Genomic DNA, 15,670 nt, shown 5'->3' on the forward strand with positions numbered 1-15,670 from the left:
CAATGACTATGCACTATAAAATTTGGTTGAATTACTTACGCCGCAAAAAATCAGCTTACTTCTTAGGGATTATATCAATAGTAGTTTGTAATATTTGTCAGGTATTTTACTCTCGTGCCATGGGAGATGTCGTTGACTTCTTTACGAATAAAACGATGCCTTCTTGGACAATTGACTATTTCATTACTGGTGATGATTTAAGGCATAAATTCTTCTATATATTCTCAGTAGTTTTATTTTCTAGGGTTATGCTCTACTTTGGCCGTGTTGGTTGGCGTATCTTTTTAGGAAGACAAACTCATCATGCTGGTGGCTTTTTAAAAGACGACATCTGGCAAAATGCCCAATACTTTTCGATGGACACTCTCGTTAATAAATATCCTAAGGGGATTCTTATGAGTGCCGCCAATAGTGATGTTGGACAGGCCCGTTTTGTTTTTGGCTTCACACTTGTTGGTGCTGCGGATGTACTCTTTTTAGGTTTATTTACTGTTATTTCTCTTTTTATGATTAATGTGCATATTACGATTATTTCTGTACTGGCATTATTAATCGTTCCAATTCTCGTTCGCTATATTTCAACAATTGAAATGGAGCGCTACGATGTGGCCCAAGATTATCTTTCATATTTTAATGATGAAACTTCAAAGGCCATCTCAACAGTCAGGCTTCAAAAACTCGGAAATACGGCCTTTTTCTGGTACAAGCGCTTATTTGCTGGTGCTCAGAAGTATCGTAAAATGCGTCTAGATGCCAATAACACGTCAATGCTCTATATTCCTTCTTCAGGACTAGCATCATTTGCAACCTATATTATTCTATTTACTTACGGTTTTAGCATTCTTATGAAGGGTGAAATTACAGTTGGGGAGTTTGTTGCTATCCAAGGCCTTGTTCTCCTTTTACAAGATCCACTTATGGAACTTGGATATATTATTTCAGACTGGAGAAAGTCTTTTACTTCTCTAAGACGTCTGGCCGAAATCTATACTCATTTAAAAGAAGAGTACTTACTAGATAAGAAAGTGGAACATGAGCTAACTGGTGATACGGTTTTTAATCTCAAGAACTTAAGTTTTAAATATGATGAAGGAAACGATATTCTTTCAAATATTAATCTCGAAGTGAAGCGTGGTATGCGTATCGGTATTATCGGTCAGATTGGTACTGGAAAAACGACTCTCTTAAATATTCTAAGTGGACTAGAACGAGATATTCGCGGAGAAGTAACGTTCTTCGGGCGTCCTTTTAATGAGTATGGCCATAAATTTTTAAGGTCCCATATTACCATGGTTCACCAAAAGTCATTTCTCTTTGCAGACTCTATTCGAAATAATATCTTAATGGATCAAGATTTTGATGATGAAGTTCTATGGCAAGTTTTAGAAATAGCAGGCCTTAAGAGCGATATTGAAGGCTTTGATGATGGCCTTGATACACAACTTGGAGAGTGGGGTGTTAACCTATCTGGTGGACAAAAACAGAGACTTACTCTTGCTCGTGCTCTTGTGAGAAAACCAGAGATCTTACTCTTAGATGACTGTTTATCAGCAGTTGATACTGTTACTGAAGAAACAATTTTATCAAATATTAATAAATACCTGCCAGAGTCAACTCTTGTTTGGGTTGCCCATAGAGAATCAACTCTCAAGTATTGCGAGAAGGTGATTAATTTAGATCGTATTGAAGCAGGGGCCAAGTAATGAGTGATGCAAAACAATTTCTAGCACAAGATGATCAAGAGGAATCGAAGCATAAGGAGCAAGGGCATTCGGCCTTAAAAACAACGGCCTTTTTATTTAAGTTTGCCAAAGGGTATCGTCTAAAAATTTTAGTGTCGATTCTCATGCTTATAACATTCACTGTTTTTTCGATGCTATCTGGTCATGCTCTTGGGGTATTAGTTGGTGAAGGGCTTGCCAAGTCAAATTGGGAACTCGCCAAGAAATGGGCCATCTATGTATTGGCTCTTGAGTTGGGTGGTGTACTTATTCACTACGTGGGCCGTCGTTACTTAATTGTGCAAACGAGTTATGTCATCTTAAAGATTAGAGATCGTCTTTTTCAAAAACTATCCCACTTACCATTAAAGTTCTTCGATTCATGGCCTCAGGGACGTATTGTTACGCGTATGACTCACGATGTGGAAGGAATTGAGAAATTCTTTACAAGCTCTCTTGGACGCCTGGCCATTTCTGTTCTAATGATTATCTCATCGGCAACAGCAATGCTTATAACAGATTTTAAAATTGGACTAATGGTTATCTCTGGGATGATTCCTGCGGTCATCTTTCTAATTGTTACTCGTGATAAAATCGGATCTCTTAATAGGGCCATTAGTAAGTACTCATCAAATATTAACTCTAAACTTTCGGAGTATATTGATGGAATCCATGTGATTCGCTCTTTTGGAGTAGAAGATTGGTCTTATGATAACTTTAAGTCAGCAGTTAATGAACAACAGGTTGTACAATTAAGTGCAAATTCATACTACGCCCTAACTATGCCAATGTTGTCTTTCCTATGTGGGCTTCCACTTCTCATCCTCGTTTGGTTTGGGGGGAATGCGTACTTAGATGGCACACTTACTCTTGCTCTATTCATTGCGCTGATGCGCTATTGTGAGAGGTTTTTCTGGCCCGTGCTTTCTCTTTTTAGAGAAATGGCCAATATCATAACGGCCTTTACAAGTGTTAATCGTGTCGCAAACTTCATAGAGGTTGAAACAGAAAGAGAAGTCTTTGATCAATATGATAATAGACATCATAAGATCAATGGTGAAATTGAGTTTAAGAACGTTATCATGGGCTATAATGAAATCAGTACGGCCTTAAATGATATTTCATTTAAAATTCACAAGGGTGAAAAAATTGGGATTGTCGGCCCAACTGGTTCAGGGAAAACGACGGCGGTTGCTGTTCTTTCTCGTCTTTATGATTATCAAAAAGGTGAGGTCTTAATCGATGGCCAAAACCTTAAAGAGTTAGATATTGATCACTACCGTGATCAGATTGGAATTGTTTCACAAGATGTTATTATCTTCGATGGAACACTCAGAGAAAATCTCTCTGTAAATCCTGATTTAACAGATAAAGATATTCTTTCAATTTGTGATAAGACTGGAATGAGTAAGGTAATGAGCTATTCAAAGCTTACCTTAGGCAGTGTCTTAAAAGATGGTGGATCAAACCTATCTGCGGGGGAGAAACAAGTGATCTCTCTTACACGCGTATGTTTACAAAATCCTAATATTCTCATCTTGGACGAGGCCACAGCACATGTTGATCCATATTTTGAAAAGATTCTTCATGACGGAATTCATAATGTGATGGAAGGAAAGACATCATTCTTCATTGCTCACAGACTCGATACAATTAAAGAGTGTGATAGAATTCTAGTTTTTAAAGATGGTAGGCTGGCCGAATTCGATACTCCAGATAATCTAATGCTTCAAAAGGGGATCTTCTATAACCTCACACAAGCGACTAATTCTAATAATGGCCTCTAATTTTACTTAGGGCCATTATAAAGCTATGATCTAAATACTTTAAGAGGCTCATGCTTTGCAACCATGATCGTTTTAGTTAAACACCATGGAGGCGAGATGAGTATATCTGAATTAATGTTCTTAAATTTACTAGAAGGTAAGAAAGGTGACACGACTGAGTTTTCACCTATACAACTTGCATCTCTCTACACAAACTCTGCTTTCTTAGTGACAGTTATGGACTTTCTTAAAGATGAGCTTTGGTTGCAAAAACAAGAAGATAAGAAAAATGGGCAAGTGACTTCTTATAAGAATTTCATAACGCCACTTTTTGATGATGAATTAGAGGCCGTCTCATTCCTTAGTGAATTCCTTGTTGAAAGTGGGCCAAGTAAATTAAAAGATATAAAGAAGCGCTCTAAAAATATTGAAGCTAAGATCTTAGAATCAATCATTGATAAAGCTGGATCAGATCAGAAAGAATTTCTTATTCACTCTTTAAATACAATGAGTGATTTCTTTATCAAAGAAGAAAAAGATCAAGAGGGGCGTAATCAGGAGATGGGCCACCAAGGGCCAAATCTTTATCGAACTTTTGATAATCTGGATGATATTTTCGATCTCAATTATAAACTGGATCAAGAAATGGAATATGACCATGAAACAAAAGAGCGACTCTATCAAAGGGCCGGCATTGGTGTTCAATCAGGTTATTCCACGATATTACTGGCACTTGATCAAATTGACGCCGCTAAGGGCAGCTCTATTGTAGATCTTGGCTCTGGTTATGGACGCGTAGGCCTAGTTTGCTCTCTTATGAGGCCAGATCTTGACTTTGTCGGATATGAATATGTTCCTCACCGTGTTGAAGTTTCTAATAATGCTTGTGAGGAGTTAGGCTTAGAAGATAATTTAGTTTTTAAAGTTCAAGACCTTTCACTTAAGTCTTTTTCAATTCCTATTGCTGATATTTACTATCTTTATGATCCATTCTCTAAAGAAACATATGGATATATTTTAGAGCAAATCCTAGAGATAAGTCGTCATAAAGAAGTGACTATTGTGACAAAGGGAAATGCGAATATTTGGCTAAGTAGCATGGCCGAGGAAAATGGCTGGCCCTCACCGACTGTTGTCGATGAAGGTAACCTTTGTATCTTTAAAACTAATTAATCTAGTTCCAGAAAGCTGGATTGATCAGAAGCCCGTGGGCCATATTTACTTTGATAGGCTTAACTTCATCAACCTTAAGTGTTTGCATGAAGCCTAGAACAAGGGCCATATTTGTCACATCAGTTGATGCATACTTACTATTAATTTCTTTGTCAGTAAGCTTTGCTCTTTCAAGAAGCTTTGCTAGTAGTGTTGATTGGTTGTAGACGCGATTTGCTTTTTTAAATTGTCCACCAATACTGAAGTAGTGAACACCACCAACGCCGTAAACTTGATAATCTTTTAAATTTCCAAATTCGCTAAGTTGGTCTTTTGCCGTAATTCTTGCAAGGTCCATCGCCTTAAGGGCACGTTCTTCTTTTAGTGGATTTGGTGTCTTCGTTCCTTTTGGATAAAACTCTTTAAGTACAAGGTTTTTAAAAGTAACTGATGCTACTTTTAAAAGCGCAACTTGTGTCTTTTCACCTTTTGCATCAACTGGCTTAGTTATTTGCATACTTCCACCACCGATATCCCAAATTGCAATAGGTGGTTTTTGAGAAACATTCATTGACTTAAGTTTTGAAAGTGCTGCCGAATATGCAAACTTGGCCTCTTGCTCTTGAGAGATAATTTCAAGGTCAACTCCCGTTTGCTCTTTTAATAGATCAGCTACGTCACCACCATTATCTGCCGTACGAAATGCAGATGTGGCCACAGCTCTAATATCATTTGCACCTTCGTTCTTTGCTAGGTATTTGAATTCGTCAAAAACATCTCTAAGACGATTTTGCATTTCTTCATTAAATTCATTGTCATCTGAAGCTTGTAATTGATCTTTAAGAGGAACAGCTCTTTGCGCCTCAAAAAGAATTCCCTCAACCATACCGCGACATGTATCAACCAGTCCGACAACTAACTTAGTCGAACCTGAGCCTAGATCGATGGCCGCTCTCTTTGTGTGACAACTTGTTGTTTCAAGTTTTACTGACTCTGTATGACTTGCACAAGAAAGGCTTAGTAGAAGTAAAAATAATGTCGAGATTCTAGCGATAGACAAATGCTCCTCCTCGGACATCATCAATTATTGACTTAACTTTTGTTTTCTTTTTTACCTTACCGTCTACTGCTGTTTTTAGGTAGGCATTGTGCATTTTCTTAATTGCGCTACCAATGGCCTTCCCCATAAGTGGTGGAACGGCATTACCAATTTGTCTCCACTGAGCAGAGATTGGCCCACAGAATTCAAAGTGATTTGGAAAACTTTGAATCTTTGCTGCTTCTCTTTGAGTAAGGTAGCGATGCTCTGTAGGGTGGTAGTAGCTATGACGGTGAGTCATGATTGTCGGAGATACACTCTTTGAATCAAGTCTCTGATACTTTGTTTGTCTAAAGCGACCTTCTCGCATTGTCTTCCAGTCGACGCCTAGTTTTAAAGATGGCGTAAGGTACATCTTCTCATCTTTTTCGTAACGAATCCCTTTTCCTTCTGGAATACGCTTAATACGTTTTAGATCTAGTTTAGACTTAATTTTTGCACTATCAAGATCGTGATTTAAAATTTCACCTTTCTTTGTTTCAATATCACTTAGGGCCTCACCAACAGTTACTGGTGGACGAAAAGTTTTTGCAATAATTGTATCGTGTGTAATTTTTGGAAATTCAACTTTCTCATTAATACGGCTACCAATGAAAATTGTACGGCGTCTCTTTTCTGGTACACCATAATTTTGTGAGCTCATGACCTTTACATCAAGGTTGTATCCTAGAGAGTTGAATTTCTTAAAGATTGCCTTAAGTGTGGCCTCATTCTTCTTAGCAAGAAGACCTGTTACGTTTTCAATAACGACAAACTCAGGGTTTGTAAGCTTAACGACTCTTACGAACTCAAGGAATAACTTATTTCTGATATCATCAGGGTTTCCTGGGCCTACTGTTGAAAAACCTTGGCATGGAGGGCCTCCAACAACTAGGTTAACTTCAGTATCACCAAGAACTTCTTTAATTTTCTTATTCGTAAGCTTTGAGATATCACCACAATATGGGAAAGCTTTTTTGTGATTAAGTGCAAATGTATCCATCGCATGCTTGTTAAAGTCAATTCCCATGACACATTCAAAGCCTGCCATCTCAAGTCCACAAGAGAATCCCCCTGCGCCTGAAAAGATATCAATAAATTTTAGCTTCTTGCTTCTTTTACTATTACCCTTACTCGTTTTCATAATCTGTGTTGTGTCCTCGTGTGTTATTGCGTCGTGAATGAATATTATCTGATTTTGCGTTGAGTTATGTCAATGAATATATGAGGCTTTTAGTGGGATAAAGTTATCGATAAAATTAAATTTACCCTGTTTAAATTTTCAAAATCACTTATAATTTAATTATGCAATTCGCTAAGAAAGAAATGAAGAAAGAGAGGATTATCGTCGGTATGGATGGCGGTATTGACTCGGCCGTTACTGCACTGCTTTTAAAGAAGCAGGGACACGAATGTATTGGCGTAAATATCTCATTTTTTGAGCGTATAACAAGTGAAGACGAATCACTAGTGGAGCAATTTAAAGCGAAATTAACTCCTGAAGGGCAACTACCTGAAGAACTTCGTGGTGATGAAGAACAACTTGAAGCCTATAGGCATTTTGAAAAGATCACGTGGCTAAAAAAAATAAATAATATTTTTGCACCATGGGCCAGTGAATCAGAAGAGAAAATTCGCGATATTTGTCGCTTAATCGGCATTCCTTTCTACGTGACAAGTGCTTCTAGCGCTTTTGAGGAAAGAGTTATTTCAAAATTACTTGAAAGTCGTGTTGCAGGTGTCTGGGCCAACCCAACAATTGATAAGGCAACGCTTGTTCTGGAAACCCTCTATTCAAAGCTTGCTGTTTTAAAGGCCACAAAGATTGCAACGGGCCATTACTGTAAGGTTATCCCTGTTCAAAACCGCTTTGTTTTAAGTGCACCAAATGATCCGATTAAAAACGACTGTCACTTATTGATTCAAGCGAATGATGAAATAATGTCACATCTAATTCTACCCTTGGCCGATTTAAAAACTTCTGAAGTTGATAAAATCGGACAGCTTGTTGATTCTAAAACGATTAGTCGGGCCGAACATGATAAGAAGGCGAGCCTAAGGGCCCAGGCCTATGCAAGCGAAGAAATCATAGAATTAACTGATCGCTATATTGCACCAGGCTTTATCAAGGAAAATACAATCTATCTTCATGACGATGACAGTGTTGTCGGTGAGCATAAAGGCCAGCACCAATATTATTTGGGGCAAATGCAGTATAAGACTTTCGATAACAAACCGAAGGTTCCTGATAGCAAAATTGTGTCAATTAATATGTCTCGCGGTTTTATCTACGTCGCAAAGGCAAAAGAATTAACATTTGAGCGAATTGTTGGAAATCACTTTGTTAATTACGAAGTTGTGGACACTTCAAAGCCGGTAGAGTGCTACTGTCGTATTAGTTCAACAGGTGATGCTTATAAGGGAAATCTTTATCTTTTAAATAATGGCAATATCTATTTCGATCTTGATGACAAGGCCTCTGGGATCCACTTTAGAGGTGATCATTTCGTCTTCCTAACAAAGAATGGGCCGAGTGCTAAAGTCATTGGCCATGCCAAAATTTTTCAAACAGGGCAATTCATCGAAGGTGAATTCTACCGTCTACCACTAAATAAGAAACAAAAAGAAGAAAACGAAGAAGCACAATCTCGTCCAAAGAAAAGAGAACTAGGGTTTTAAATGAAGTATTTAATTATCGCATTATCAATGTCACTTTCTGTGACAGCTAAAGAATTTAAAAATTTTAAAGACACATATAAACTTTCTAAAAGTAAGAGATCGCCAAAGAAGTTACGCTCTCTTTATTATGCTGTTTCAAAGAATTCTGAAAAAGATATTGGGGCGCTTATCAATAGCTTTGTTAAGGAAACTAGGCCTAATCGTTTTGTGGGGACAAGTGGACACAAAACAGCACAGGATTATATTGTTAGCTATATCGAAAGTAATGTACGAAAAAATAATACTTCTCTTAAAACGGTTAAATTCGTTCCAGATATTGAATATGCAAAAGAACTTTTTAGGAAGGACTTGGCCGCATCAAAAGATAAATTGAGTGCTGCCAATTTAAAGAAGTGGCAAAGGCTTACTAATGAGAGGATTCAACAAGTCGATGGACTCAAGTCCACAAATGGTTACAATATCGTCTGGGAAAAGAAGGGGATAAAGAATCCAAATGAAGTCATCGTTGTCGGTGCTCATTACGATACCGCAGCTTACGACTTAAAGAATTTTAAGGTCGTCAATAAAGGACGCCAACCTGGTGCAGACAATAATGCCTCAGGGGTTGTTGCCGCCTTAAGCTTAATTAATATCCTTGCAGAACTTGATCTTGAAAAAACTGTTCGCGTGGTCTTTTTTGACTACGGTGAAAATGGTTTCTTAGGTTCATATGATTATGTAAAGAACCTTAATCTAGAAAAAGGAATTCGCGTCTACTCTTATGTTGAACTCGTTATGCTTGGTTACGATACAATGACTCAAGATAAGGAGCAAAAGCTTGGAAATATGAAGCTCTATTATTCTCCTGCAAGCTCTGGCCTTCATAAGGCCGAAAAATCTATCGCACAACGATTTTACGCGAAGTCATCAGAGGGAACATTTCGAGTGGAATTCAAGGTAAGTCCTTATGATTTTGTCTATGGCGATAATACATCATTTCAAAAGTTTAATATCCCAAGTGTTGTCTTTACTCAGAATTGGGAGAGTGATTCAAATGCAGCTCGCATCCACACTCCTGCGGACCATGTGAACTCACTCAATATTAAGACTTTACATCACGCCACCAATAATATTGCCATGTCCATTGCTTCATGGGCACTAGACCTCTAGTACGTAAATGTGCTAAATAAGGCTCATGGAAAATGTAGGTAACGGAAAAACAGTCATTGTCGGAATGAGCGGAGGAGTGGATTCTTCTGTGTGTGCTGCTCTATTAAAAGAGCAGGGCTATAACGTCATTGGCATGTTCATGAAAAATTGGGAAGAACAAGACGAAAACGGAAATTGTAAGGCATCTCTTGAATTTGAAGATGTTGTGGCCGTATGTGAAAAGCTTGATATCCCATACTATTCTGTGGACTTTGTTAAAGAGTACCGTGATAACGTCTTTGCAAATTTCCTTGAAGAATACGAACAAGGTTTTACTCCTAATCCAGACATTCTTTGTAATCGTGAAATCAAATTTAAGGTCTTCTTTAATAAGGCCATGGAACTTGGTGCAGATTATCTTGCAACAGGACACTACTGCCAGACAAAGAAAATTGATGGAAAATCAAAGCTTATCAAAGGCCTTGATAATAATAAGGATCAAACTTACTTCCTCTATACAATCAAATCAAAAGTTCTTGATAAAGTTCTCTTTCCTGTCGGTGCCATTGAAAAGCCGCAAGTAAGAGAGATTGCAAAGAAGTATGATCTAATTACTCACGATAAGAAGGACTCAACTGGAATCTGTTTTATTGGTGAGAGAAATTTCAAAAACTTCCTATCAAATTATATTCATATCAAAGAAGGGGATTTCGAACTTCTTGATGGAACCAAAGTTGGCCGCCATAGCGGTAGTGCCTTCTATACGATTGGCCAAAGAAAGGGCCTAGGCCTTGGAGGCCCAGGTGAGCCTTGGTTTGTTGTTGGTAAAGACACTGAACGAAATGTTGTTATCGTTGAACGTGGTGAAAAGCATGGCGCTTTATACGCTGACTACCTAACGGCGACTGATCTTTCATGGGTTGATGAAGAATTTTGGCCTGAAGCTGGGATGAAGCTAAAGGCCAAGATTCGCTATCGTCAAAAAGATCAAGAGTGTACAATCACTGAAGTTTCTGAAGACTTTGTAAGAGTTGACTTTGATACTCCTCAGCGTGCTATTGCAAAACGCCAATCGATTGTCTTCTATACTAATATAGAAGGTGAGGAAGTGTGTCTTGGCGGTGGAATGATTAAAGAAGCTGGGCCAACTTATTATGAACAAGGTATTGAGCTGCCAGACTCAGATCTCTAAGACAATTTCATAACTTCGCTTTATTGCTTTTAAGAAACTAAGATATTTATCTTCTTTGTTCACCTTTCTATCCTCAAGCATTTGCGCCACATGAGAACGTACGCTCGACTGGAAGCATATAGGAAGCTTTCCGTTTTGCATGAGAATATAATCAGCGCATAGCCTTGAAGTTCGGCCATTTCCATTATCAAAGAAATGAAGACTTACGATCCATTGATACAGGTGAAAGGCCTTCTCATAAAAGCACATATCGACATCACTTAAGAGTTTATCTATAATGAGCACTTTTGCTTCCTCTAGATATTGTGGCCTTATGAACTCAATACCACCCCCGTAGATAGGAGTTTCTCTGATTTTCGAATTCTTAGCATTGTAGATGGAGTTAATTTTCGTGATGATCTCAAAGCTAAGCTTCTTTTCATCTTGTATACATTCGCTGATGTAACGATTGGCCTCATCCCATCTTGCTAAGCTATCATCAATTGCTCTTGAAGCAGTGTTAGAAGAGAGCAGGCGAGATTTAGCAAGCTTGGCCCAATTAGGACTCGTCGATGCTATTAAACGAATCTCTAATTGCTCGATCTCACGAATTACTTCTTTAAAAATATCCCCTTGAGATTGATCAAGGGGAGTTAACAAATATTCTAGAACTTCTTTTGAATTCACAAATTTCTTTCTATTTCTTAGTTTGAATGAAGAAAACATTTTCATAATCATCTTGTGAAAATACATACTTAAGATTCTTAATGAGAAGAACTTTCTCATCTCCGATATTCTCAAGAATCATTTCTGTATTGGCGTAATCACTTTGGCAATTAAGTGATGAATCACAGTTATATAGCTTGAACCTTTTACTTGTTAAACGATCAACACGGAATTCACTTTCAGAACTCACAATATATCCATCTTCAAATACTTTATGAAGAACCAAGAAATACTCCATTTTTAATTCATTATCAGTATGAGTCATCGTTTCATCACTATTGTCTCTAATCTCGATTGCCCATTTGAATTTACGATAGTGTTTAGTGGCATCATTTAGTTCATCATTATATGTCCAATAGTGGCCATCGAAAGACCTATTAGACTCAAATGATAAATTGGCCAGGGTTTCATAACTTGAAAGCATTTGTGTTCTGACTTCAGTAATCTCTTTTGCTTGTAGGTTTGCTACAGGGTTCATCATAATTAATGACGTTAATAGGATCTCTTTTTTCATTTTGCACCTCACATACTTGATTGATGAGGCTTATATATGATGTTTTTATTTATATTAGAAATAGTATTATGGAATAGTTCTTATACTAATTTGATATATATCGATTACCACAGGCTCGGGTCATTAAGATCGTCTAATTTACTCTTTTTCTTCTTTAAGTGTTCTTTTTGTTCAAAGAAGCTGCAATCCGAACCACTTGATTGGCGAACGAGGATGTAAGGCATATTTGTGGATTTCATATTAAATTTACGACATCCGCGAGGAGCATCCTTGTCCCAAGTACTAAAATAATATTTGCATTGCATACAGTTGATTCTTTTCACTCCAATATTGTACCACGCTCATGATATCTCGCAAGTTAGGAACTAAACAAAATGTGACTAAGTGTTTGATATTGCGAGAAAAATTTGTCTAATGAACAGCTTGCCTGACCAAATAATTGACGTTCAATTTTTGTAACCTTCCAAATTTACATGGGTTATCCCAAAAAATCTTGGCCTAGGTTATGCTTTATAAATAGCGACGACAATTGAACGCTATAAAAGCTTATTATGAGGAATTGAAATTAATGAAACAAATTGAATCAAACACAAAATCAGAAAACGATGTTCTAGTGATGTTTCCAGCATCAAAGCATTTTCCTGTAGAAGATCGTACTGCTAAGGCACCGACACCTCTAAATAAGCTTATTGAAGAATTTGAAGAACAGGTGGCCTTAGAACAAGAAAAAGAAAAAAGACCAGTTATGAATATCCCTTCTAAAGAGGGAATCGAATCAATCAAAACTCGCCGCTCATGTAATACGGCCATCGAAATTCGCCTTGCGGCCCTTGAAGAAATTGAGCAAAGACTTAAGTTCTATCTTGATGATATTGGGACTGCTAAAAGAAAAGTCTGATACCTATTATGTAACCCATATTCTAGATAAGTTTTTAAGGTTTCTTATCATTATTGGAGTATCACTTCTTTTTTTCTTTGGTATTTAAGTCGTTTATAGTTATACCGCTTGGACCCAGTACGAGGCCTTTATTGGCAATTGCCTCTTTTGCCTTTTCACATAGATCATCGGGGATCTCTATATTATTTTTTTTAGCAAGTTTCTTCACCCCTTGAATAAGTTTCGGGAGGTTTTCTGAAGGGACTTTGCCATCCTTTGGGCAATTGTGGTGTTCATTTAGCATATCTTCTATAAGGTCCTCTATCGTCTTCTCTTTTTTATTCATCGTAATCTCCTTTACGTGTTCAAATTTAATAGCTAATTCTCATTTAAATAAGAACTTTATTTGAACACTACATGTCCACGCCCAGCCGCACCTATTTGCATAATCTCATGTGTTGTAAAGCCTCTAGCATCAACGATATAAATAATGGCTCCTCCTGTTCTTGCTGCGTTTACTATTTGCATTAATTCATGTGTTGTTCTACCTCTTGCCAGCATTTCGAAGCTTGCACCAGACGATGCTATTTGCATAAGCTCATGTGTAGTTCTTCCTGTACAAATCATTCATTATCCCTATTTGATTTTAAAATTCATAAAGTGAATCCAAGATATATTTGTTACCTAATGTTTAATACTTTAGTAGCGTACGAAAAATGTATTTGCAGATGTCGTTATATGATTTCCTGTAGATACTAGGTTAAAGTGTCCTCTACATAATGGAATTATGTAAGATGTGTTACCTCTGTTGTCCCTTAGTAGTGTACCTATTAAATTATGAGTTAACTGACAATTCATAAAAGAGCATATTGGATGCTTTTTGCAGTGGGTTAGCCAGAAGTTCATCCAAGATTTTTGATTTGACGATGTTGCTATTGCACTGAAGTCAAACTTTGCACCAATTTTAATTGGAGAAGTCCTAAGGATTAAGCGATTCATTTATGGCATCCTTTGCATGTATTAAATTCATCTTTGATTTCATTTATAACGTCTATAATATCTTCTGTTTCTGCGCATTTTTCTGCAGACCATAGCTTAGAGAATTGTTCTTCTATTTTAACAATAATCTCATCGTTAGGTACTGGAAGATTTTCAAACTTGTGCTTTAGTAAAGAGAGAGCGTAGCCTAATCCTGATTTTACTTCATTTATATAGCTATCTTGAAAACAAGATGTGTCACCTATCTTTGCTGGATCTCCTGATCTAGCTGAATCGAAAATATCTCTGATTATATCCTCAAACTCTTTTTCATAGTCTTTATTGTGATTGGTCATATTCACTCCTGTGTTTCACATAATTATATGTCAGAGTATGTCGAAACCTTAGAAGCTTTGTTAAAAATTACAATTGTCGAATTTTTGATATTAATCATAATTCATATATATTAAAGGTAGTTTATCTACCTTGCCGAAATATAAGAGTTCTATTCACGGTTGATTGTTAGGGCACTATGGTAATAAGTTATGAAAATTTTTATTTGTGCAAAATGAGTCGTCTTTTCTGATTGTACGGTATCTTACTGTAGTGCCAATTAATTATGTTTTTATAGTAGAGTCGCTTAGTTAAGCCTAGTAGCAATATGTTTGGTATTTGTGATCTATTTTATGTAGAAAATTGCAGTACACGTTACTTGGCCGACTCTCGGCTCCTGCCTCGTAACTCACTCCGTGGTATGCACTGGACTTGTTCTTTGTCAGCTCCTGGTGACTCGAATTTGTTTGGCATCAATTTGCCATCGTGGCAATTGACGCCTCCAAAACCATCAAGCTACGCTTGCTTTCAACTAAGCAAGTTATGTATTAAAAAATTATATTTGGAATTTGTTTTGAAAATGGTGCCTAGAGCTGGACTGAACACGAGTAAATATCTACATAATTATTAATCATCACTAATAACTCTAAAGGACTGTCTATCAGACGTTCTTAGAGTTTTTATCTGAATCTATAGATAGCCTATTACATTTAACTTTCTTCTGATTTAGGTAATCTTCCTGTAAATATCCATGTAAGCCAATATTTGAGTCCAAAATATAAAACAGTAAATAATATTGATATACATACGTAGACAAATGAATTTTGGTAGTGAGATTTTGTAGTTAGAATATTTTCATCATCGTAGTTTATCTCCTCTAGGAACTTTTTAAACATTTCTGTTCTATGCTGGTAGTCTCTATCTAAGTTGCATCTTTTTGGCAGAAAATATGCTCCCTTAGAGAGTTCCTCTAGGCAAACTATTTCACTTACGACTTGACTCTTGAAGGCAGGGGGGGCGTTTTTAAGTGTAGTATCTCTGTTCTCTATTATATACTTCTTATGTATTTGAAAATATTTATCAGCTAAGTTTACTTTTGATCTGTAAGAAATGTAATCTCTAACGAAAATTACAACAAAAATCAAAAGTACAATAGATGCTATAACTAAGCATGACTTCTCAATACGTATAAATATATTCTTCAAACTTCCTCCCTAACTGTAAAACTTATCGGTGAAAACAAAAAAACTATTTAAAGTGAAATATGCTTCTAAATTTCAATAGGTTTGGCTTGCTTCCTTAATCAATTCTAAGTTTTTTATTTCTCGCGAAGATTACAATTATATAGAAAGATCGTTATAAATATCTCTGTCTAATGTGTAATTTATATAGCGCTCTCTAGTTCAAATGTATCCTCTAGAGAGTTACTCTCTGAGAATTCATACTGAATTAGGTTTTTTAGCTCGTACTTCGTACTATTTTTAATTGGCGTTAAAACTTCTAGCATAGCAATGTTTTCATGTATTGATAAAACTTTAAGTCTTGAT

16 protein-coding genes are annotated in these 15,670 nt (G+C 36.7%); 7 read left to right on the forward strand and 9 right to left on the reverse strand.

The genetic code is table 11. The features are described from left to right. Positions 1-26: 26 nt before the first annotated feature. The 3 genes from ABMA79_RS04780 (at position 27) to ABMA79_RS04790 (ending at position 4,660) form a co-directional block, all read left to right on the forward strand. Positions 27-1,703, forward strand: coding sequence for an ABC transporter ATP-binding protein (locus tag ABMA79_RS04780; RefSeq protein ID WP_393055955.1), 1,677 nt, complete (start codon positions 27-29; stop codon positions 1,701-1,703). Further along, entirely contained in the window at positions 1,703-3,508 is a 1,806-nt protein-coding gene (locus tag ABMA79_RS04785; RefSeq protein WP_393090699.1) for an ABC transporter ATP-binding protein, read from the forward strand. Before ABMA79_RS04780 ends, ABMA79_RS04785 begins: the two co-directional genes overlap by 1 nt. 96 nt (positions 3,509-3,604) lie before the next feature. Next, complete coding sequence (locus ABMA79_RS04790) at positions 3,605-4,660, forward strand: methyltransferase domain-containing protein (protein WP_392855808.1); 1,056 nt, start codon at positions 3,605-3,607, stop codon at positions 4,658-4,660. 1 nt (position 4,661) lies between these two features. Here the strand turns inward: ABMA79_RS04790 and ABMA79_RS04795 are convergent, their stop codons facing one another. Continuing rightward, positions 4,662-5,699, reverse strand: coding sequence for a Ppx/GppA phosphatase family protein (locus tag ABMA79_RS04795; protein ID WP_392855807.1), 1,038 nt, complete (start codon positions 5,697-5,699; stop codon positions 4,662-4,664). Beyond that, positions 5,686-6,861 carry a DNA cytosine methyltransferase gene (locus tag ABMA79_RS04800; protein ID WP_392855804.1) on the reverse strand — a complete coding sequence of 392 codons (1,176 nt, stop codon included), beginning with the start codon at positions 6,859-6,861 and terminating at the stop codon, positions 5,686-5,688. The genes ABMA79_RS04795 and ABMA79_RS04800 overlap by 14 nt, the downstream gene beginning before the upstream one ends. Positions 6,862-7,022: 161 nt before the next feature. On the opposite strand from ABMA79_RS04800, the gene ABMA79_RS04805 reads away from it, so the two are divergent. The 3 genes from ABMA79_RS04805 to mnmA are packed head-to-tail and all read left to right on the forward strand — an operon-like array spanning position 7,023 to position 10,716. Then, complete coding sequence (locus tag ABMA79_RS04805; protein ID WP_393090701.1) at positions 7,023-8,396, forward strand: hypothetical protein; 1,374 nt, start codon at positions 7,023-7,025, stop codon at positions 8,394-8,396. Beyond that, positions 8,397-9,545, forward strand: a complete 1,149-nt coding sequence (locus ABMA79_RS04810; RefSeq protein ID WP_393090704.1) for a M28 family metallopeptidase — start codon at positions 8,397-8,399, stop codon at positions 9,543-9,545. It abuts the gene before it with no gap. A gap of 25 nt (positions 9,546-9,570) precedes the next feature. Continuing rightward, entirely contained in the window at positions 9,571-10,716 is a 1,146-nt protein-coding gene (mnmA, locus tag ABMA79_RS04815) for a tRNA 2-thiouridine(34) synthase MnmA (protein ID WP_393090707.1), read from the forward strand. On the opposite strand, the gene ABMA79_RS04820 is transcribed toward mnmA, so the two are convergent. From ABMA79_RS04820 to ABMA79_RS04830, 3 genes are all read right to left on the reverse strand, one after another. Beyond that, positions 10,705-11,427: a Fic family protein gene (locus tag ABMA79_RS04820; RefSeq protein WP_393090710.1), complete on the reverse strand. Its 723-nt coding sequence runs from the start codon at positions 11,425-11,427 to the stop codon at positions 10,705-10,707. The genes mnmA and ABMA79_RS04820 overlap by 12 nt on opposite strands. Next, on the reverse strand, positions 11,393-11,935 hold the full coding sequence (locus ABMA79_RS04825; RefSeq protein WP_393090712.1) for a hypothetical protein: 543 nt from the start codon (positions 11,933-11,935) through the stop codon (positions 11,393-11,395). Before ABMA79_RS04825 ends, ABMA79_RS04820 begins: the two co-directional genes overlap by 35 nt. 104 nt (positions 11,936-12,039) lie before the next feature. Beyond that, positions 12,040-12,258 carry a hypothetical protein gene (locus ABMA79_RS04830; protein ID WP_199177525.1) on the reverse strand — a complete coding sequence of 73 codons (219 nt, stop codon included), beginning with the start codon at positions 12,256-12,258 and terminating at the stop codon, positions 12,040-12,042. Positions 12,259-12,503: 245 nt separating this feature from the next. Here ABMA79_RS04830 and ABMA79_RS04835 point away from each other — a divergent pair, with 245 nt between their 5' ends. Beyond that, complete coding sequence (locus ABMA79_RS04835) at positions 12,504-12,833, forward strand: hypothetical protein (RefSeq protein WP_021266608.1); 330 nt, start codon at positions 12,504-12,506, stop codon at positions 12,831-12,833. 61 nt (positions 12,834-12,894) lie between these two features. Here ABMA79_RS04835 and ABMA79_RS04840 read toward each other — a convergent pair whose 3' ends face one another. From ABMA79_RS04840 to ABMA79_RS04855, 4 genes are all read right to left on the reverse strand, one after another. Continuing rightward, positions 12,895-13,158 (reverse strand): hypothetical protein, encoded by a 264-nt coding sequence (locus ABMA79_RS04840; RefSeq protein ID WP_393090714.1) that lies wholly within the window; start codon positions 13,156-13,158, stop codon positions 12,895-12,897. 56 nt (positions 13,159-13,214) lie between these two features. Beyond that, entirely contained in the window at positions 13,215-13,439 is a 225-nt protein-coding gene (locus ABMA79_RS04845; RefSeq protein WP_393090717.1) for a hypothetical protein, read from the reverse strand. 368 nt (positions 13,440-13,807) lie between these two features. Next, positions 13,808-14,146: a hypothetical protein gene (locus ABMA79_RS04850; protein WP_393090720.1), complete on the reverse strand. Its 339-nt coding sequence runs from the start codon at positions 14,144-14,146 to the stop codon at positions 13,808-13,810. 687 nt (positions 14,147-14,833) lie between these two features. Beyond that, entirely contained in the window at positions 14,834-15,328 is a 495-nt protein-coding gene (locus ABMA79_RS04855) for a hypothetical protein (protein WP_393090723.1), read from the reverse strand. Positions 15,329-15,670: the final 342 nt, after the last annotated feature.

Origin of the sequence: Halobacteriovorax sp. HFRX-2_2, from assembly GCF_043196705.1 — a bacterium.
In the GTDB taxonomy this organism is placed as follows: Bacteria; Bdellovibrionota; Bacteriovoracia; order Bacteriovoracales; family Bacteriovoracaceae; genus Halobacteriovorax_A.